Origin of the sequence: Tenacibaculum bernardetii, assembly GCF_029125915.1 — a bacterium.
In the GTDB taxonomy this organism is placed as follows: domain Bacteria; phylum Bacteroidota; class Bacteroidia; order Flavobacteriales; family Flavobacteriaceae; genus Polaribacter; species Polaribacter bernardetii.
In genome coordinates, this window is the sequence record NZ_JAQJCU010000003.1 from 205,129 (window position 1) to 223,822 (window position 18,694).

Annotated in this window: 18 protein-coding genes and 1 tRNA gene; 5 read left to right on the top strand and 14 right to left on the bottom strand. The window is 30.7% G+C overall.

The features are described from left to right. The 3 genes from P2G10_RS03950 to P2G10_RS03960 are packed head-to-tail and all read right to left on the bottom strand — an operon-like array spanning position 1 to position 4,674. The gene (locus tag P2G10_RS03950; protein ID WP_275315261.1) at positions 1 to 1,626 is read right to left on the bottom strand and encodes an RNA-binding domain-containing protein; all 1,626 of its coding nucleotides are present in this window, start codon (positions 1,624 to 1,626) and stop codon (positions 1 to 3) included. A gap of 4 nt (positions 1,627 to 1,630) precedes the next feature. After that, entirely contained in the window at positions 1,631 to 2,923 is a 1,293-nt protein-coding gene (locus tag P2G10_RS03955; RefSeq protein WP_275315262.1) for a restriction endonuclease subunit S, read from the bottom strand. A 2-nt stretch (positions 2,924 to 2,925) separates the two neighbouring features. Beyond that, complete coding sequence (locus tag P2G10_RS03960; RefSeq protein WP_275315264.1) at positions 2,926 to 4,674, bottom strand: type I restriction-modification system subunit M; 1,749 nt, start codon at positions 4,672 to 4,674, stop codon at positions 2,926 to 2,928. Between the two features lie 163 nt (positions 4,675 to 4,837). Here P2G10_RS03960 and P2G10_RS03965 point away from each other — a divergent pair, with 163 nt between their 5' ends. From P2G10_RS03965 to P2G10_RS03975, 3 genes are read left to right on the top strand one after another with little or no spacing between them, the layout of a single operon-like run. Then, positions 4,838 to 5,038 carry a hypothetical protein gene (locus P2G10_RS03965; RefSeq protein ID WP_275315265.1) on the top strand — a complete coding sequence of 67 codons (201 nt, stop codon included), beginning with the start codon at positions 4,838 to 4,840 and terminating at the stop codon, positions 5,036 to 5,038. Between the two features lie 2 nt (positions 5,039 to 5,040). Beyond that, positions 5,041 to 5,250: a hypothetical protein gene (locus P2G10_RS03970; protein WP_275315266.1), complete on the top strand. Its 210-nt coding sequence runs from the start codon at positions 5,041 to 5,043 to the stop codon at positions 5,248 to 5,250. Positions 5,251 to 5,254: 4 nt separating this feature from the next. Next, the gene (locus P2G10_RS03975) at positions 5,255 to 5,467 is read left to right on the top strand and encodes a hypothetical protein (RefSeq protein ID WP_275315267.1); all 213 of its coding nucleotides are present in this window, start codon (positions 5,255 to 5,257) and stop codon (positions 5,465 to 5,467) included. Positions 5,468 to 5,796: 329 nt separating this feature from the next. Here P2G10_RS03975 and P2G10_RS03980 read toward each other — a convergent pair whose 3' ends face one another. The 5 genes from P2G10_RS03980 to P2G10_RS04000 all read right to left on the bottom strand — a co-directional run bounded on the left by P2G10_RS03980 (position 5,797) and on the right by P2G10_RS04000 (position 10,458). Continuing rightward, complete coding sequence (locus tag P2G10_RS03980) at positions 5,797 to 7,296, bottom strand: hypothetical protein (protein ID WP_275315268.1); 1,500 nt, start codon at positions 7,294 to 7,296, stop codon at positions 5,797 to 5,799. Positions 7,297 to 7,300: 4 nt separating this feature from the next. Next, positions 7,301 to 7,591, bottom strand: coding sequence for a helix-turn-helix domain-containing protein (locus tag P2G10_RS03985; RefSeq protein WP_275315269.1), 291 nt, complete (start codon positions 7,589 to 7,591; stop codon positions 7,301 to 7,303). An 86-nt stretch (positions 7,592 to 7,677) separates the two neighbouring features. Then, complete coding sequence (locus tag P2G10_RS03990; RefSeq protein ID WP_275315270.1) at positions 7,678 to 8,847, bottom strand: hypothetical protein; 1,170 nt, start codon at positions 8,845 to 8,847, stop codon at positions 7,678 to 7,680. Between the two features lie 61 nt (positions 8,848 to 8,908). Further along, positions 8,909 to 10,129, bottom strand: a complete 1,221-nt coding sequence (locus tag P2G10_RS03995) for a site-specific integrase (RefSeq protein WP_275315271.1) — start codon at positions 10,127 to 10,129, stop codon at positions 8,909 to 8,911. A gap of 244 nt (positions 10,130 to 10,373) precedes the next feature. Then, a tRNA-Ser gene (locus tag P2G10_RS04000) sits at positions 10,374 to 10,458 on the bottom strand. A 334-nt stretch (positions 10,459 to 10,792) separates the two neighbouring features. Between P2G10_RS04000 and aroC the strand changes: the two genes are divergently transcribed. Further along, complete coding sequence (gene aroC / locus P2G10_RS04005) at positions 10,793 to 11,854, top strand: chorismate synthase (RefSeq protein WP_275315273.1); 1,062 nt, start codon at positions 10,793 to 10,795, stop codon at positions 11,852 to 11,854. Between the two features lie 793 nt (positions 11,855 to 12,647). Here aroC and P2G10_RS04010 read toward each other — a convergent pair. The 4 genes from P2G10_RS04010 to P2G10_RS04025 all read right to left on the bottom strand — a co-directional run bounded on the left by P2G10_RS04010 (position 12,648) and on the right by P2G10_RS04025 (position 16,901). Continuing rightward, entirely contained in the window at positions 12,648 to 14,288 is a 1,641-nt protein-coding gene (locus P2G10_RS04010) for a pyruvate dehydrogenase complex dihydrolipoamide acetyltransferase (protein WP_275315274.1), read from the bottom strand. Positions 14,289 to 14,291: 3 nt separating this feature from the next. Continuing rightward, positions 14,292 to 15,287, bottom strand: coding sequence for a pyruvate dehydrogenase (acetyl-transferring) E1 component subunit alpha (gene pdhA / locus P2G10_RS04015; RefSeq protein ID WP_275315275.1), 996 nt, complete (start codon positions 15,285 to 15,287; stop codon positions 14,292 to 14,294). Between the two features lie 141 nt (positions 15,288 to 15,428). Then, positions 15,429 to 16,109, bottom strand: a complete 681-nt coding sequence (locus tag P2G10_RS04020) for a hypothetical protein (RefSeq protein WP_275315276.1) — start codon at positions 16,107 to 16,109, stop codon at positions 15,429 to 15,431. A 129-nt stretch (positions 16,110 to 16,238) separates the two neighbouring features. Next, on the bottom strand, positions 16,239 to 16,901 hold the full coding sequence (locus P2G10_RS04025) for a M15 family metallopeptidase (protein WP_275315277.1): 663 nt from the start codon (positions 16,899 to 16,901) through the stop codon (positions 16,239 to 16,241). Between the two features lie 185 nt (positions 16,902 to 17,086). Here P2G10_RS04025 and P2G10_RS04030 point away from each other — a divergent pair, with 185 nt between their 5' ends. Further along, positions 17,087 to 17,374 (top strand): hypothetical protein, encoded by a 288-nt coding sequence (locus P2G10_RS04030; RefSeq protein WP_218771088.1) that lies wholly within the window; start codon positions 17,087 to 17,089, stop codon positions 17,372 to 17,374. A gap of 86 nt (positions 17,375 to 17,460) precedes the next feature. Here P2G10_RS04030 and P2G10_RS04035 read toward each other — a convergent pair whose 3' ends face one another. Beyond that, positions 17,461 to 17,982 (bottom strand): hypothetical protein, encoded by a 522-nt coding sequence (locus P2G10_RS04035; RefSeq protein ID WP_275315278.1) that lies wholly within the window; start codon positions 17,980 to 17,982, stop codon positions 17,461 to 17,463. 194 nt (positions 17,983 to 18,176) lie between these two features. Beyond that, positions 18,177 to 18,683, bottom strand: a complete 507-nt coding sequence (locus P2G10_RS04040) for a nuclear transport factor 2 family protein (RefSeq protein ID WP_275315279.1) — start codon at positions 18,681 to 18,683, stop codon at positions 18,177 to 18,179. Positions 18,684 to 18,694: the final 11 nt, after the last annotated feature.

The window sequence follows — 18,694 nt, forward strand, 5'->3', positions numbered from 1 at the left end:
TTAACTTTTAATTAGTTTTTTTCCTTTTTCTGTTGTCACATATTTCTGGTCACTACTTGTGGTAGAGCTAGTCATTTCTATCCAATTAAAATCTAAAGCTTCTCCAGCATATCGCTTAAAATTTGAATCTTTATTTGCTAATCCAATTTTTTCACATACTTCTTTTCTGCTCTTCGGCTTTAAGCAATATTCTAAAATTGTAGAAAGATGTTTATTCACCTGGTCCGCTTGGTCGCTCACTTGGTCCCTCACTTGGTCCCATTCTGATGATTTTAGTTCTTTTATTAACTGCTCAACCTCTGACAACTCCCTTATATTCAAAGATTCTAGACGCTTATTCACTTGGTCCCGCACCTGGTCCGCACCTGGTCCATAAAAAGCCGAATGAATTGGTATCTCAACTAAAAAATGGGTCCTTTCGGGTTCGTTTGCATCAAATTTTGGCTCTGGAGAACCGTTATCGGCTAATGCTTTTATTATAGTTGGGATGCCAGTTCCTCTTCCTTCTGTTAACCTTAACTCTTTAAGAAACTCACCTATACGTCTGTTTCTATAGCGTCTTGCTCTAACAATTCCTTTGTCAAAATCTCGTTGCTTTAGAGATGGGTCAGCCCCATTAAAACTTATTATCTCAATAGCTTCTGGTAGAATTCTTACTTCAATAGGGTCTAAAAGTTCATAATTCCTATGATAAACAGCATTAGATAAAGCTTCTTCTATTGCATTAAATGGATAGTTAAAAACCCTATCAGAAGCTTCTTTATCTGCATACTTAATAACTTTCTCCTTTATAACATTCGTTTTTATATAAGAAAGCACATCAACCAACTGCTTTTGAATTGCTCCATGAAATATTTTTTCATTAAATTCTTTTCCAGCTACTCCTTTTGGAAACTCAACAATATCAATTTGAACACCTTTAAAGTATTTTTCTGGTGTATCTGAAAACATTAATAAACCCACATTTTTAGGGAACAAATGTTCATCTGCTCCTTGTGATAAATTCATTTTTTCTGCCAATTGGGTGACCGTCATGATGTGGCTGTCTTGGTAGAGTCTGCTATTTGTTTTTTCTAGATGCTCTCGCATTAATGAAAAACTCATATCACTTACATTGGAATGTGTATTAACTCTATCGTCAAAAGGAATTTTTGCTGTAAGCTGCAGCAATTCTGCTTCTTGTTCTGGATTTGGTATAACACTATTAGAACGGTATCTAATACGATAATTATAGGTTTTATGTTTCGCAGTAACATCGTCTGGCACTTTATAGGCTCTATTACTACCCGATGGAACCCATAGCACCAATACATGTTTTCCATCAATTGGCTCCAAAGACAAACGAGGCATGTAGGTAGGTTTAATAAGGTTACAAAAGCCTATTAATTGTTTTTCAACGGTTTCTAAATCACTAGGATTAAAACCTAAAACAGGGCGTATGGCTTTACCCTCAGCTTCATCTACACCAACAACAATATAGCCACTACCTTCATTTTCAAAATCATTAGCAAAAGCACAAACAGAACGCATAATTGTTTTAGGGTTCCATCCTTTTTTAAACTCCATACGTGTACCTTCTACAATGTTTCCAGACAATAAATTTTCTATGCTTACTAATATGCTCATAGTGCTAATTTAAAACTTCTTCTCTTACATCTACCTTACCAGTAACTACTTCGCTAATTAATGCGGTTTTGTATTCTTTTAAAAGTTCTATTTCTTTTTGATATTTCTCGACTATACTTTTAGAATAATTAAGCTTAGTTTCAATGTAATCAGATATTTGTTCTTGTTCTTCTCTAGGCGGTACACCTATTTGAATATTGCTAATAAATTTATCCCAACTTGCTCTAGGCATTTTTGTTCCATAAGTTGAACCATCAACAATTGTAATAATCATTTCAGAACTTAATCTTCGGTAAAGAAAATTTGGACAAATCTTTTTTTCTGGTCTAAGAACTAATAATTCACCTACGCATCCACCATTTCTTGTAGCTTTAACAACTTTTGCTAAATAAGGTCTAAGCTTATTGAATAAAATATCATTTTCTTGGAACAAATTAGAATCACCTTCCATTTTATTTTCAAAAGGATTACCAATAATTTCCTCAGACCAACTCGTAATATTTTCCAAAGCTAAAACGTAATCTGGTTTTTCTTTGGTCTTATCACTAACTAGTTGACAAACATATTTCAATTTCTTAACCTCCCAATGAGCTGGAATCTCACCCAGCCACTCAATACCAGAATCTTTCATTGGTACATTTGGGTCTAAACCTTTGGTAACTGCATGATTAATCATTGCAGTGCGCTCTTCTTGTAATAGGTTTATTAACTGCTCTTTTTTAGCAATTAATGTGTCTAATTGAGCTGTTTTTTGGTTGAGGTAATTGGCTATTTGGGTTTGTTCTTCTAAAGATTTTGGAATTGCTATATAAAAATTATTTAATGTACCCGATGTTAATTGATTAATGGTTGCTGTTAAAAATAGACCAGATTGAGATTTAAAAATTGGTGAATTAAAGAATTGATATAAAAACTTTGAGTTTTTAGACCTAAAAATCATCATAAATGCTCCAAACGTTTCTCCTTCTGTTCGTTCATCTATACAGATATTCTTACCTATAAGATGACGACTTCCGTTTCTTGAACATATTAATATATCTCCATTTCTTAATGTCTTTTTTTCTTGAATTTCAGTATTAATATAAACGTTATCCTCTAAATATAATTCACCTTTTTGAATATTTGAAGACCTTAATACCAGTGTACCTTCTTCTTCATTTTCAACAATGTCTTTTGGTGAATAGGTAACTCCTCCTATAGCATCACCAAGAAACTTTAATCTTTTTACCTCCCAATGTTCTGGGATTTCGCCTAACCATTCTACTCCAGAATCTTTGTATGTTTCGTATTGCTTCATACTTATACCATAACGGTTTTAATTAAACCATCGGTTTCTTCTTCTAAAGCCAAAATGTCTGCTTTAATATCAGCTAAAGACCTTAGTGGTTTGTATTGGTAGAAGTATTTGGTAAAGTTAATTTCGTAACCAATTTTCGTTTTCTTTTCATCTACCCAAGCATCTGGCACGTGTGGCAATACTTCACGTTTCATATAATTAGCAACATCTTCTTTTAACGGTATGTTTTCGGTATCACGTAATTTAGCATCTGGTTTCGGATTTCCTTTTTTATCGGTAACTGGTTTTCCGTTTTCTACCAACGGACGTTCTACGGTTACTTTAGCATAACCAAAATCGGTATTATCGAATATTTTACAATGTTCGTTTGCTGAGAAATCGCCATATAGTTTGGTAATATCTTGTATATGTTGGTCGGATAACTCATTACGTTTATCCCCTAAAGATTTACTCATTTTTTTAAAGTAGTCTACAGCATTTATCAGCTGAACTTTTCCTTTTCGTTCTGTAGCCTTGTGGTTACTAATTATCCAGATATAAGTACTTATACCAGTATTGTAAAATAATTGATTAGGTAAAGCGATAACGCTTTCTAAAAGGTCGTTTTCTATAATCCATTGACGAATACTACTTTCGTTTTTCTTGCTACTTGGCGAACCCGAAAACAATGGCGAACCGTTAAATACAATGGCTAAACGAGAACCTCCTTGGTCTTTAGGTTTCATTTTAGACATTAAACTCATCAAGAATAAAAACGAACCATCGCTAACCGAAGGTAAACCAGCACCAAAACGACCACCATGACCAAGCGATTGGTGTTCCTCTGTTACTTCCTTCTGTACTTTTCCCCATTTTACGCCAAATGGCGGATTGGTAATTAAATAATCGAACTTATGATTTATAAACTGGTCGCCTTTTAGCTTTACATCGTCTTTACTTTTTAAACTGTTTCCTTTGGCAATGTTATCTGGTTTTTGACCTTTGATTAACATATCGGATTTACAGATGGCATACGATTCTGGATTTAATTCTTGTCCGAACACTTCTAATCTCGCATCTGGATTTAATTCGTTTAAGTATTCTTCGGCTACCGACAACATACCACCAGTACCAGCACAACAATCGAAAATAGTTTTTACAATTCCCTTTTGTGTTAGAATCTCTCTATCGTTCATAAACAATAGATTTACCATTAAGCGAATGACTTCACGAGGTGTAAAGTGTTCCCCAGCGGTTTCGTTGGATATTTCGGCAAACTTTCTAATCAATTCTTCAAACATGTAACCCATTTCCATACTAGAAATTTGCGCTGGATGTAAATCTACTTCTTGGAAACGTTTCAGCACCATGAAAAGTAAGTTGGATTCTTCCAATTTTGTAATCTGATTATCGAATTCAAACTGCTCAATTATTTCTCTCGCTTCCTCTGAAAATCCATTGATATAGTTTCGCAAATTGGAAGCTATATTATTTGGGTCTGCAATTAGTTTATCAAAATCGAATAAACTAGAATTATGAAAATTATATCCAGCAACCTTGTTTAAAATAGGGTCTAAATTCTGAATATTCATGCTTTTTACTTGCTCGTGCTTCTTTAAAACATCGGCTTTAGTAGCTTTTAAAACGCAATCTAAACGCCTTAAAACTGTAAAAGGTAAGACTACCTTACCGTAGTCGCTTTGGCGGTAATCACCACGTAATAAGTCGGCTATCGACCAAATAAAATTTGCAGATTCTTTAACGTTTGTCATGTGTAATTTTATAGTAATTTTTTTGAAAAAGTGAAGATACTTAAATCTACTGAATTATCAGTATAGCTTAGTGATACACTTTACTGAATAAAATTTATTTAAAATATTTAACTAATAATTCAACTTTTTACTTGCAGCTGCATATTTATTATAAAAGACTACTATGAAACAGAAAACACATTTAAAATTTGGTGAGATACTAGAAATTACTGGCATTAGCGAACGTACTTTTCGCTACCGTATTGCTGAACTTAAAGAAAAGTATAAAGACCAACCAAATTTATTATATAAAAAAAGACATAGCTGGCGAATTCACGTTTCGCTTATTAATGAATTTAATAACAAGTACACTAACAAAAATTAAAAATGGAAATGACTATTGAAAATATCGAATTATTATACACTCCTTACACCAAAAAACTATTAATAAATTACGTTAGTATTCAGTATCAAGAAGATGCTGATTATAGCAATGAAAGCTTAAAAAATGAACTTATTTGGTTGCATGAAAACAATGAGTTAGACCAGCTTATTTTAGCAGAATTTTTATCATGTGAAACACGACAAATAGCTTAGTAAAATGAAAGTTAACAATCAAAATTTAAAAGAGCAAGAGGAATCAAATTATAGTACGTTAATTAAACAACAATTGATTTTATTGATAAAAACAAAATATGAAGGACTAGAAGATGTTCTATATGAATCAATTTTAAAAGACTTCTCTTTATTGAAGGATGATAATGGAGTATTTCATGTAATAATTCCAACTATTGGAAAGCTCAAAACAAATTAAATATACACTACAGCGTACATTATCAATTAAACACTCTACCTATACTACCACGGAGGGAAGACCTCTCTTACCCTCCCTCCCTAGAGGAGATAATAAGTAGCACATAATGTTCTAAATGTACTTTTTTGTACTTTTTCTCTCACCTACTGGCTAACATGCAATTTTAAAATACGCAGCTAAAACACTAAAACAAAGTACTTTTTAATAAACTAACATGATTAGGAAAAAACATTGGATGTAAAAAACAGGAAAAATTAATTATTTCGTGCAGTTTATCTACTTAATGATTCTAATAAACTAGTTCAGATTGAAAGCTTAAAATGAAAAATCTAAGTGCTAAAGTGTTTTTCAAATTGAATCTTTAAGTTTTCCTCCTTGGTAGTTGGGCGATACACTTTTTTATCATCAATAGATATTACAGGAATACTTCCAATATGCTCATTTAATATTTCAATCATTACATTATAAGTAATGTCCTTTTGTTCTTTAGGAACTAAAACACCATCATGGATGGAATACGGTATGATATTCTTTTCTACAAGTGCTTTACATATTTCATCAATAAATATTTTACTTTCAATACGTTGTAATTTTATTGCAAATTGACTGTGGTCATTAGATTTTATTTTTTCAATAAATTCGTTGGTTTTTGGGTAATACCGTTTAAATTTATTTTTTAAAACTTTATACTTTTTATTCCTAGAGTATGCAATTTTCATCCAGTTTTTCTTTGCTATTTCTCTATCCTCATTACAATTACGGTTAAGTTTAAAAATATCACATAACTCTTCATACCAATTCCCCGAAATAGTTGTTAAATAATATCTTTTAATTTCTTCTTTAAATTGATTACTAGCATTTTTATAATGCTTTTTCAATATTATATTGAATAGTACTGGTTGAGAATTAGAAAGGTCTAGGTAAGACATGTTTTCGATGCCTACAATAAACTTTCTAATATCCTTAGCCATAAAGGTAAGATTCGTATCTACTCGTTTGTTAGAGTTGTTTCTATTGAATTTTAATGATTTATTCTTTTTACCAAAATGTAAGTTTTTAACAGAAATGATTCGTTGGGTATAGCGATTAGGAAGTTTTTTTATTTCTTTGTTAAACTCTCTTTTGCTTATTTTACCAATATTAAATTTTAGTTCTAGTTTTTCAGTTTCAGTATCAATATAGTTTTTACAATATTCAATTGCTTCATTGTAGTTTATTTTTAAGTTTTTTCTAAAGTATTGAGACATGGTTTTAAGAAATGGAGGGTACTTCCTGTTTCTACCTAATTCCAATTCATATTCCTTAATTTTTTGTTTATACATTTTAGATTTAACATCAAAACTAACTGTAACAAGTTCATTTTTTTTCCTGTTTTTCAAAACAGGGTTAATATCAATATTTACAGGGGTTTGTGTTATGTTTACTTCATTGTCTGGAATAGATAGGACATTTGTATTATAATTTATAAATTCAATAGAATAATCTATACATATCTTATACTTTAAACATTCATATTCTTTATATCTTTTATTACTTTGTATAAAACTGTGATTTACTAAATAACTTATATATGTTTGATATTGTTTACCTAAATTATCTATCAATATTTTAGAACATAATGAAATATATCCATCTTCTTTTGGTTTGATGCCATTCTGTTTTTGGTTTAATAACTTATCTAAAATCCAATAAAAGTTATTGCTATCATAATTGAATAAAGTTCCTTTATTCAAATCCATAAAATCTAAATCTTTATAAGGTGGTATTGTTTCAAGCTTATAGTGTAAAAACTCAACTATATCTCTTCGGATGTATAAACGTACTGACATAATCTTAGTAATTAGAGTTTTTAGTCAGTAACTCGTCTATTTTAGAAATAGGGTATAGGTACACTTCACCCATCATTGTGTATGGGATGTTTCCAGACTCCCTATATTTTATTATTGTATTTGGTGATAATCCAAATAAAGCCTTAAGCTCCTTATTTCGATAGTACCCTTTAGGAGCTTGTTGCTTTTTAAGAAGTTTTGTTTCTATTGCTTCCAGTTTATTTATTACTGGATTAAATAGAGATTGCAATCTGTCTAACTTGATTAAAATTGTAGGTGATTCATTTTGTATCATAACATATTTTGTTTAATTATTATGATGCAAAAATATGAGGTTTTATTAGGTGTAGCGAGGGATTCCCTAGCATTCCCTATTAATAATTAAGCAAGTCCTTCTTCTTGGTTTGCTTTGATGTATTCAATTCTAGATTTGAATTTTTCAATGATATGATTAAGCATTTTTAATTCGTGCTTTTCGTATTTATTATCATTTAGAAATCTAGCAAATTGCCTTGTAATATCGTTCACTTTACTCATTTTTGCTTTATCCAAATAATAAATATTGGAATTATCAATGTACGATTTCAAGTTTGTATAGGGGTGCTTTTGTCCTTGATTATTAACATGGATAATACCAGTATCATGCAATGCTCTATAAAATAAAGCAACTTCCATTTTACTCAATTTATATTCAAGTTTAATATCGGTAGGGTCGTTAATAAGAATTTCATCTAGTGTAAACTCGTCTTCTTTATAGTTTTCAAGTTTTTTTATGAGATTGACTAGGTTATCTAGGTGTTTGATTATATTCTTTAATACAGTTTTAGTATTGTCTAGGCAAATAGAAAGATGAACATAAGAATACACTTTTTCTAATTCTTCTTCAATATCTACCTTAGTTACACTGTGAATTTTAGATAGTTCCTTTTCGATTACCTCTTTTTTTGTACCTTCTTTTTCAAGAAAGGCTCTATTGGCTTCTTTTGCTTCAAGCACCTTTTTTTCAATTTCCTCATTTTCAACCTCTAAACTTTCAAGAATTAATTCTTCTAAGTTGGACTTCTCATCTTCTAATGTATATTCTGGGTCTTCTAATAGAAGATAATTGTCACTATAAAAAATCTTCCCAAGTTTATATATAATTTCTTCGTAGTAATAGTAGTGGGACATATAAAAAACACTTTCCTTTTCGTAAGATATATCACTACATCGTTTTTTCGGTTTGTCAATAGATTTAGAGGTTTTATATTCGCTATGAATAGTAGACTTGACTGTATCTAAATTATTAAAATTTAGTTTAAGAAGGTCTTTATATTTTTGTAAAACATCTTGATGAAATACTTTAATAAATTTAACCTTGATAGGGCTGTCTAAATCAGCAATATGATTGATTTTATCTTTAATTCTTTTTTCCCAATTATTAAAATACTCATTATCAGCCTCAACTACCCATGTTTTAAAAAATGAAAAAGTTTGATAATCATGATGAAAGTTAATTTCGGGATTAACTATTTTTTCTATCTCTTTGTTAAGGTCAATAAGGTGTTTCATAAAATTTCTAATAAAAAAAGCCCTCGTTATTGAGGGCTTCTAAAATATAAAAAATATAGGACTATGCGTATTTCTGTCTTAGCTTATTCATATCGTTCTTTACGTTTATATCTAAAACTTTAGCATAATGTTGGGTCATTGTTATTCGGGTGTGACCCATCATGGAAGAAACATTTTCAATTGAGACTCCATTTCCAAGGGTAACCGTTGTTGCAAACGTATGTCTGGCGACATAGTGAGTTAACTTTTTGTCTATTCGGCATATATCAGAAATTTCTTTTAAATATTCGTTAATCTTTTGGTTGCTTATACTTGGCAGTAGCTTATCTCCATCTAAATGGGCGTACTTATCAATAATTCGTTTAACTGGTGGTAAAACTGGGACATTAGATTTTATAGTAGTTTTTGCTCGATTAGTTTTAATCCATAGTGTATCGTCATTATCTTTTATTAAATTATCGATAGTTAGGTTTTTAACATCAATAGGAGCGTAACTGGTATAGCATGAAAATAAAAAGATGTCTTTGACTCTGTTAAGTCTTTCTGAACTGAATATCTTTGCTTCAATTCTTTCAAGTTCTTCTTTTGTTAGGAAAATAGCTTCCTTAATTACGAGTTTTTCATCATAACATAAAAAGGGGTTGCTTTTAATTAGATTCCGTTTGATACCATATTGACATATGGTTTTAAAACATTGAAAATATTTCACTACAGAATTATGACTTATTCCAATATTACCTTTAAATGAAGATTCGTATTTTAAAAATAACTCCAAATTATAGATGAATTGATTGTTAATGTCGGTTATGTTAAAGTTTGTTTCACCATGTTTAATTTTAATAAAGTTTGTTAATAAATTTTTGGCTCTATTATATTTTTGTAGGGTGGCTTTACTACGTTCATTAGCTTCAACTTTCTTATTAAAATAATCGTTGTGTTTTTGGAAAAGTTCTAGAATATTTATTTCGTTTATCCCTATTGCTTTACCGTTTAGTTTATTTTTTACATCGTCAAGAGTTGTATTTGGGTTGCTCTTTGATAATTCTAGGTAAATTGTTTCAATTTTAGATTCTAGTAAATCTATTACAGACTTACTTATCTTTTCGGTATTTAAACGAAGTTTATTTCTTAGTTTGTTAGTTGATTTCCAACGTTCTTTGCTGATGAATTTCCGAGTACTGAGTGTTGTTTTTTTGCCTTTAAGTTGAATTTTGGCATAAATAGGAGATTCTCCTTCGCTGTTTTGTTTGTCTGTTTTTAGATAGAAAAATGTTTTAATCATAATAATACGTTTTTAATTTTTTGTAAAATTATCAGTAAAACAGGAGGTTAGCGAGGGATTCCTCAGTATTCCCTAAAGAATTTAGTTACCCTAAATATCGCTTTTTTTTCAAGGGTAACTTATAGGGTAACCTAACTTTGATGTTTAATGTGTATTTTGATTATGTTTAAAATCGAAAAAAGCTTACAAAGTAAGCTTTTTCTTTAATCCCCTAAAAAAAGCCGAAGCGTTAGCTTCGGCTTTGCGGAGAAAGAGGGATTCGAACCCCCGGTCCTGTTACAGACAACGGTTTTCAAGACCGCCGCATTCGACCACTCTGCCATTTCTCCTGACATGCTAATCAAGTATTCCCTGATTGCGGGTGCAAATATAGAACCTTTTTTTAGTTCTAAAAAAATATAATGAACTTTTTTTTAATGTTTTTTAGATAAAAAGTGAGTTGTATCTGCAATTGTTTTGTTATCAGGTAGTTTGCTTTTTTGTGAAAAGAATTTTTTTTTATAAAAATATCATTGAGGCACATTTATTTTTAAAAACGGGATATTTAAATAGATTAGAAAGCGAAAACCATTTAATTTTAATATCGTTTTTAAGATAATTATAGTTTAAAAGCGATAGTTTTTCATTTCAAATAAATTATTTTTGTTTTAAAATAGATAAAGCATGTTTAATTCATTTGGGAATATTTTAAAACTAACCACTTTTGGTGAATCACATGGAATTGCAATAGGAGGAGTTATAGATGGTTTTCCGGCAGGGATGGAGGTAGACTTAAATGCCGTTCAAAAAGAATTAGATCGGCGTAAGCCAGGACAATCTAAAATTGTAACCCAGCGTAAAGAACCAGATACTGTCGAGTTCCTATCTGGTATTTTTGAAGGTAAAACAACTGGGGCATCTATTGGTTTTCAAATAAAAAATACCAATCAAAAAAGTAAAGATTATAATCATAATACAAATGTATATCGCCCTTCGCATGCAGATTATACCTATGATAAAAAATATGGAATAAGAGATTATAGGGGTGGTGGTCGTACATCCGCACGTGAAACTGCTAATTGGGTAGTTGCTGGTGCTTTGGCAAAACAATTAATTAAGCATATTAATATAAATGCGTTTACTTCATCTGTTGGCGATGTTTTTATGATGAAACCTTATCAGGACTTAGATTTCACTAAAACAGAAAGTAATACTGTTCGCTGTCCGGATGAAGCATCAGCAGAAAAGATGATTGCTAAAATTAAAGAAATTAAAAAAGCAGGTGATACCATTGGTGGTACAATTACTTGTGTAGCTCAAAATATGCCTATTGGTTTAGGGGAGCCTATTTTTCATAAATTACATGCAGAGCTAGGTAAAGCAATGTTATCTATTAACGCTGTAAAAGGCTTTGAATTCGGAAGCGGGTTTTGTGGCGCTAAAATGCAAGGTTCTAAGCATAATGATATTTTTAATGAAGATGGTACCACGCAATCAAATTTATCAGGAGGAATTCAAGGAGGCGTTTCAAACGGAATGGATATTTATTTCCGAGTAGCTTTTAAGCCTGTTGCTACTATTATGCAAAATCAACAAACTATTAATTCAGAAAATGAATTAACAGAAATACAAGGTAAAGGACGTCATGATCCTTGTGTAGTTCCTAGAGCGGTACCAATTGTAGAAGCATTAACAGCTTTAGTATTGGCTGATTTTTGGTTGATGAATAAAACGCGAAAAGTTTAAATAAATATACAAGATAAATAGATGCTAATTTATTTTCGTTGTAAATGGTTTTTTAAGAGTTTTTATTGAAGATAAAAAAGAAAAACATAAATTCGTTATGGGTGTGTGTGCTCAATAATTGTGGCATTATATTGTTCTTTTGTAGTTGAAATTCAATTTCATATTTAAGATTATCAGCTAAATAACGCTTTAATATAGTTATAGAAGTAAAATTAAAAGAGAAGGATAGGATGTTGTACGGTTTTTCTTATCAGTAGGTAAAAAGAGTTTGCAAACACTCTTGTTGCTTTTACTAAAAGGATAAAGAACTATTATAGAATTAACTACATCAAAAATCAGAAGGTAAATCTAGATAAGTATTTGTAGGTATGGAGTATTTTGTAATACAAAAAAAAGTAAGATTATCAACTCTAAGAAGCAATCAGACCCTAATTTCAAATCAGGTTATTTAGGTAATAATTTGGGTTAGACATATTATCCGAAGAAAGTATGAAAACAATTAATACTTTTAAGAGTAAGAACCCGAAGTATTCTGCATTAAATGTAAATGATGTTTTAACTTGTTTTATAGCGTTTCAAAACAGAATTATTAATACTACTTAAGTTTGCTAAGAAAGTCGATTTAACAGCTGTAAAAAAAGCGATAAGATTGCTTGTTTTAAAGTTTAAACATTGAAATTATTTTCAATTTATAGTTTACTATAGCGAACCACATGTAGTACAAGCGAAAAAAAGTATTAAAATAAAAAAGCTCGCAAATTGCGAGCTTTTTTTATAGAATATTATTGAAAAACTATGCTAACATTGCAACAGGGTTTTCAATAAATGTTTTTAATGTTTGTAAAAACTGAGCACCAACTGCACCGTCAACCGTTCTGTGGTCGCAAGCTAAAGTTAATTTCATCGTGTTACCGACCACAATAGCACCGTCTTTAACAACAGGTTTTTGTACAATGGCTCCAACAGATAAAATTGCTGAGTTAGGTTGATTTATAATAGAAGTAAAGCTTTCGATACCAAACATTCCTAAGTTAGAAACCGTAAAAGTACTTCCTTGCATTTCAGCAGGAGTAATTTTCTTATTTCTTGCTTTACCAGCTAAATCACGAACCGAAGACCCTATTTGAGTTAAGCTTAAAGCATCTGTGTGTTTTACAACAGGTACTACTAAACCTTCATCAACAGCTACTGCAACGCCAATGTGAATATGACTGTGAAATAACGTATTGTTATCTGTCCAGCTAGTGTTTACATTCGGATGTTTTTTTAATGCCATAGCACACGCTTTTACAACCATATCGTTAAATGATACTTTGGTATCAGGAATCGAATTAATTGTTTTACGAGAAGCCATTGCGTTGTCCATATCTACTTCAATATTTAAGTAGAAATGAGGTGCAGAGAATTTAGAATTTCCTAATGCTTTAGCTATTGCTTTACGCATTTGAGAATTTTTAACTTCTGATGTATTTTCTTCTCCGGCAACAGCAAAGTTTCTTACTGCAGATGGATTAGAGGTGTTAGTATTCGTTTTAGTTGTGGCAGATGGAGTATCAGTTTTAGCAGATGGAGTGTAATTTTCTACATCTTTTTTAACGATACGTCCGTTTTCTCCAGAACCTTTAACATCAGCTAAATTAATTCCTTTATCTGTTGCTATTTTTTTAGCTAGTGGAGAAGCAAATATTCTACCTCCAGAAGGAGTTGTTGCAGTTTCAGGAACTACATTTTTTTCCTCTTTTTGATCGGCTTTTTTGTTCTCTTCTTTAGGAGCAGCAGTTGCATTTCCTGATTTCTGAGAAGCTAATACAGCATCAATACCTGTACCTTCCTTACCAATAATAGCAAGTAAAGTATCTACAGGGGCAGCTTCACCTTCTTGAACACCGATGTGTAATAAAACACCTTCGTTAAAAGATTCAAACTCCATTGTAGCTTTATCAGTTTCAATTTCAGCTAAAATATCACCCTCTTCAACTTTGTCTCCAACGCTTTTTAACCAAGAAGCTACAGTACCTTCTTCCATGGTATCACTTAGTCGAGGCATGTTAATAACAATTGCACCTTCAGGAGTTGCTGTTGTTTCGTTCTCGCCAGCGTTATTTTTGTTATCGCTTTCCTCTTCTTTCTTAGGAGTTTCTTCCTTTTCTTCTTTATCGGCAGTGTTTTCGTTTAATAAAGAAGTAATGTCTTCACCTTCTTCACCAATAATAGCCAATAAACTATCAACAGGAGCGCCTTCACCTTCTTGAACACCAATGTGTAATAAAACACCTTCGTGAAAAGATTCAAACTCCATTGTAGCTTTGTCGGTTTCAATTTCGGCTAAAATATCGCCTTCTTCAACTTTGTCTCCAACGTTTTTTAACCAAGAAGCTACCACTCCTTCTTCCATCGTGTCGCTTAAGCGAGGCATGTTTATAATTGTAGCCATGGTTTACTTAGATTTTATAAATGGATAATCTTCTTGTTCGTATACCATATCGTGTAATTGGTTTATTTCAGGATATGGAGATTCATCAGCAAACTTTTCACATTCTTTTACTGATTCTTTTACTTCTTTTTTAATAGCTTCTATTTCTTCTTCAGAAGCATATTTGTTTTCTTTAATGATCTCTAATACTTGCGAAATAGGGTCAATCTTTTTATACTCTTCAACTTCGTCTTTTGTACGGTATTGTTGTGCATCAGACATTGAGTGACCTCTATATCGGTATGTTTTCATTTCTAAGAAAGTAGGTCCTTCACCACGACGAGCTCTTTGTACAGCTTCATCAACAGCTTCGGCAACTTTAATAGGGTTCATTCCGTCTACCGGTCCACAAGGCATTTCGTATCCTAAACCTAACTTCCAGATATCAGTGTGGTTAGCAGTTCTTTCAACAGAAGTTCCCATTGCGTAACCATTGTTTTCAACGATGAAAATTACTGGTAACTTCCAGTTCATAGCCATGTTAAAAGTTTCATGCAATGATCCCTGACGTGCAGCTCCATCACCAAAGTAACAAAGAGTTACGGCATCATTACCTTTGTATTTGTCTCCAAAAGCTAATCCTGCTCCTAACGGAATTTGACCACCAACAATTCCGTGACCACCGTAAAAACCAAATTCTTTTGAAAAAATGTGCATAGAACCACCCATACCTTTAGAGGTACCTGTAACTTTACCATATAATTCTGCCATTACACGTTTAGGATCTTCACCCATACCAATTGGTTGTACGTGGTTACGGTATGCAGTAATCATTTTATCTTTAGTTAAATCCATTGCATGTAATGAACCAGCTAAAACAGCCTCTTGACCGTTATATAAGTGTAAAAAACCTCTTACTTTCTGTTGAATGTAAACAGCTGCTAACTTATCTTCAAACTTTCTCCAAAATAGCATGTCTCTATACCAATTGATATAGGTTTCTTTGGTTATTTTATTCATTATATATTAGTTGTTTATTTAAAGTTTGTTTGTTTTGCGTATTTTAAAACCTAACTACAAAAGTAAGTAGTTTTTGGTAATTTTAAAAAAGTTCTTGTTAAAAGTTATAGCAAGGTTTTTTTGTGCTAAAATCTTTGAACTCTAATCTTTTTGCTTTGCTATAATAATTGATGCTTTTGCACCTGTAGCCAAATTCCATTGATTAGATGAAATAAGCATACCTGCATCATTAAAAATTTTAAATCCTGCGGTGTTAGGGCCTGAACTTCCTTGATTTAAGGCTATGATTTCAATCGTATTTATACCTTCATCTAAAGGGATGTTAAAAGATTGGTAGTTTTGTTTAAGTGTTAAATTACTAACTACCGGAATATTATTTACAAGGATCATTACCTGATCTCCGTCTGGATACTGAAAATCCCTGCAAATAATATTTACATTTTTAGATTTTGTACTAAAACTCCCTAAATCTTGATCGATAACAGGGTAGTTGTACATTCCGTTTATTTTTTGGAAAGATTTTAGGTATTGCTGCTCTGCTATTTTAGCTTTGGTTAAAATACCTTTATTCTCTAAATCTCTTTCAGCTTGTTTCTTTTTAAGACCCTTTTGTTGTTTAGTATGTGCCGTTTTAAAACCATCATTATTTTTAAAATCTAACGATGTTGGTTTTTTAACTTCTTTAGATGTGGCAGGTATATTGCCAAAAGAAGAAGAGTTATTATTTTTTTTATTGCCAAAAGAACCATCAAGTTGCGCAAAATTATATGAGCTTATACTTAACGTAATAATAAATAAAAAGAAGTGCAGTTTTTTTGTCATTTCAAATAAATATAGGCAAATATAATGCCCATTTTTTTTCTTTGTCTAAACAAAGCGTTAAAACTTATTTATTATGTAAGTTGTTTTAGTAGAGGTAATTACTTTAGAAATATGTTTAACAGTTGTTTCTTAATGAATAGGAAACTTAAAATAAGTTGAAGGAAAAGGTTCATTTCTTAAAGTAAAATGCCACCATTCTTTAGAATAAGGTCTAAAATTATATTTACGCATTATAGTTTGTAGTAATTGTCTGTTTTCTTGTTGTTGTTTGGTTAATTTAGGATATAAAATATGTGAAGAGATTCCGAAAAAATCATAAGGACTTCCCATATCTAACTCCTTATTTGTTTTTAAATCGATAATAGTTAAATCGACTGTGCTACCTCGAGAATGACCAGATTTTGAGGATATATATCCTTTTTTAAATAACTGCCTTTTCTTAACATTCGGATAGTATTGCTGTTTCATTACTGTGTCATTCATAACACGTGCCCATTTCACAAAATGATTTACGGCAGTTTGGGGTCGATAAGCATCAAAAACTTTCAGGCTCAATTCTTTTTTTAGTAACTCGCCTTGTACTTTACTTAATGCTTTGGCTGCTTTTGTAGTGATAATAAGTGTGTTTTCTTGATACCCATTAATCGCAGTACCTACAAAATTATTATCAGAGCAATATCTAAGTTCTTTTTTTATAGAAGGAACTATTTCTTGTAAATAAGAAAACCCTTTTGGTAGCTGCTGAGATTGAACAAATAATGAGAATAATAATATTAAAACAGTGTATTTCATATCGTAAAAATAAGGAAATGGTTTTTAAATACGGATTGTATAGAATATGTGTTATTTATATTGTTTAATTAGTTAATAGTGTTTATTAACATATGTTTACTGTGAAAAGTGTAGTTATTTGTTATTTTTGGTAAATATTATGTTTTTCATGTGTATTAGTAAATAACCTATAATTCCCCAATTATATGATACCAATTAGCGATGTTCAAATTATTGAAAAAGAACAAATTAAATTTTTAAATTTTTCGAAAGCAGAAGTTTTAGGAAAGAAAAATGATCAACTTAACCGTTTTATAGATTTAAAAAGAGCTTTGGCTCTTGGTAATCTAGAAAAAGGAAAAGTAAGAATTACCTTTGTAGATGATACTGGTTTAAAAATGGTAGAAACTACTATATGGGGACTGACAGAGAAGTCGGTCATCTTAAAAAAATCAACAATTATTCCGCTTCAAAGAATTTTAGGAGTAGCGTAAACAACAAAAACCCACACTTTATAAAGTGTGGGTTTTTGTTGTTATGAATTGTTTTTTTAAGGTAGTTTGTCTTTAGTGCTCAGGATTTATTTCAATGTGAATGATTTGAAAATTGATAAAGCATCATAATAGTATTTCTTTTGAAATCTTTCATCAGAAGAATAACTAAATAAATAGTAATTATTTTTAACCTTAAAATAATATGTTATTACTTCATAATTAGTTAGGTTCCAACTGTGTTTATATTGATGGATATAGGTTGTTCCGAATTGAGTTTTATCTTTAATAACCTGTTGAGAATTTATTTTTATTACTTTTTTTAGCTTTTTTATTTCGGCATCTATTATTTTCTTTAGAGACGTTTTTTCTTTTTGAGCGATTTTAAATACTCTAACAGTATTTTTATGAAAAATATCATTTAAATCTTTAGGTGTATAACTTATGAAATCATGATCAATTACAGTCTTCCAATGATTAGGTATTTTTAGAGTATAATTTTGTGAGTTAGTAAAAATCTCTATTTTTTTCTTTTCAGATGAGTTTTTAGTCTCTTTAAGGGAACTACAACTTATCAATATTAGAAAGAGTATAAAAGATGTTTTTTTCATAAATTTTTTCTTTTGCAATTTATATTTATCAAAGATAAAAGCTTTATTAAATAAATTAAGAATTAATCAAAGTTATTAAAAATAAAAAAGCCAAAGCAATTAAGCTTTGACTTAGTAAACTAATAAAACCAAGTATTAGTGTCATTGGAGTTAGCTATAACAAATGAACTAATGTTTTTAGTGTGAACTATATTTTAATGTAGGCTAATAACTTTTGTTATTTTCCATTGTTTGTTTTCTTGTTTCCAAATAACAATAAATTTACTAGGAACTGATTTTTCGTTAGGTTCTTGATTATTATAAAACTTATGATAACCAATTTGAATTGCGCCGTAATTTTTTATCGGATATACTTCAATACTTCCTTTTATTAAAGTTCGGTTTACTTTGCCACATATGTTTTTCTCTAAGGCTTTTAAAAGATCACTTTTAGAAGTTGATAAACCTCCTTTGTCATGAAAAAACTCTAAATCTTCATCATACAACTTTGCTTGGGTTTTCATGTCACAAGTATTGTATGCGGTAAAATAAATGCTATCCATTTTTACAATTTCATTATGTAAATTAGCATCTACAGCTTTGTAATTCGGAATTTCAGCTACTTGTGCATTTGTTATCAAAGAGAATAATAAGGCATACAAAAGTGTGACGAATTTTAAGAAAAAATTACCTTTAAAGAAAAAATCGAAAATAGCTCCCATAGTTTTTGTTT

Bases quoted from the DNA above. Each gene is read 5' to 3' on its own strand.
- P2G10_RS03950 (WP_275315261.1), bottom strand. From the start codon at position 1,626: ATGAGCATATTAGTAAGCATAGAAAATTTATTGTCTGGAAACATTGTA.
- P2G10_RS03955 (WP_275315262.1), bottom strand. From the start codon at position 2,923: ATGAAGCAATACGAAACATACAAAGATTCTGGAGTAGAATGGTTAGGC.
- P2G10_RS03960 (WP_275315264.1), bottom strand. From the start codon at position 4,674: ATGACAAACGTTAAAGAATCTGCAAATTTTATTTGGTCGATAGCCGAC.
- P2G10_RS03965 (WP_275315265.1), top strand. From the start codon at position 4,838: ATGAAACAGAAAACACATTTAAAATTTGGTGAGATACTAGAAATTACT.
- P2G10_RS03970 (WP_275315266.1), top strand. From the start codon at position 5,041: ATGGAAATGACTATTGAAAATATCGAATTATTATACACTCCTTACACC.
- P2G10_RS03975 (WP_275315267.1), top strand. From the start codon at position 5,255: ATGAAAGTTAACAATCAAAATTTAAAAGAGCAAGAGGAATCAAATTAT.
- P2G10_RS03980 (WP_275315268.1), bottom strand. From the start codon at position 7,296: ATGTCAGTACGTTTATACATCCGAAGAGATATAGTTGAGTTTTTACAC.
- P2G10_RS03985 (WP_275315269.1), bottom strand. From the start codon at position 7,591: ATGATACAAAATGAATCACCTACAATTTTAATCAAGTTAGACAGATTG.
- P2G10_RS03990 (WP_275315270.1), bottom strand. From the start codon at position 8,847: ATGAAACACCTTATTGACCTTAACAAAGAGATAGAAAAAATAGTTAAT.
- P2G10_RS03995 (WP_275315271.1), bottom strand. From the start codon at position 10,129: ATGATTAAAACATTTTTCTATCTAAAAACAGACAAACAAAACAGCGAA.
- aroC (WP_275315273.1), top strand. From the start codon at position 10,793: ATGTTTAATTCATTTGGGAATATTTTAAAACTAACCACTTTTGGTGAA.
- P2G10_RS04010 (WP_275315274.1), bottom strand. From the start codon at position 14,288: ATGGCTACAATTATAAACATGCCTCGCTTAAGCGACACGATGGAAGAA.
- pdhA (WP_275315275.1), bottom strand. From the start codon at position 15,287: ATGAATAAAATAACCAAAGAAACCTATATCAATTGGTATAGAGACATG.
- P2G10_RS04020 (WP_275315276.1), bottom strand. From the start codon at position 16,109: ATGACAAAAAAACTGCACTTCTTTTTATTTATTATTACGTTAAGTATA.
- P2G10_RS04025 (WP_275315277.1), bottom strand. From the start codon at position 16,901: ATGAAATACACTGTTTTAATATTATTATTCTCATTATTTGTTCAATCT.
- P2G10_RS04030 (WP_218771088.1), top strand. From the start codon at position 17,087: ATGATACCAATTAGCGATGTTCAAATTATTGAAAAAGAACAAATTAAA.
- P2G10_RS04035 (WP_275315278.1), bottom strand. From the start codon at position 17,982: ATGAAAAAAACATCTTTTATACTCTTTCTAATATTGATAAGTTGTAGT.
- P2G10_RS04040 (WP_275315279.1), bottom strand. From the start codon at position 18,683: ATGGGAGCTATTTTCGATTTTTTCTTTAAAGGTAATTTTTTCTTAAAA.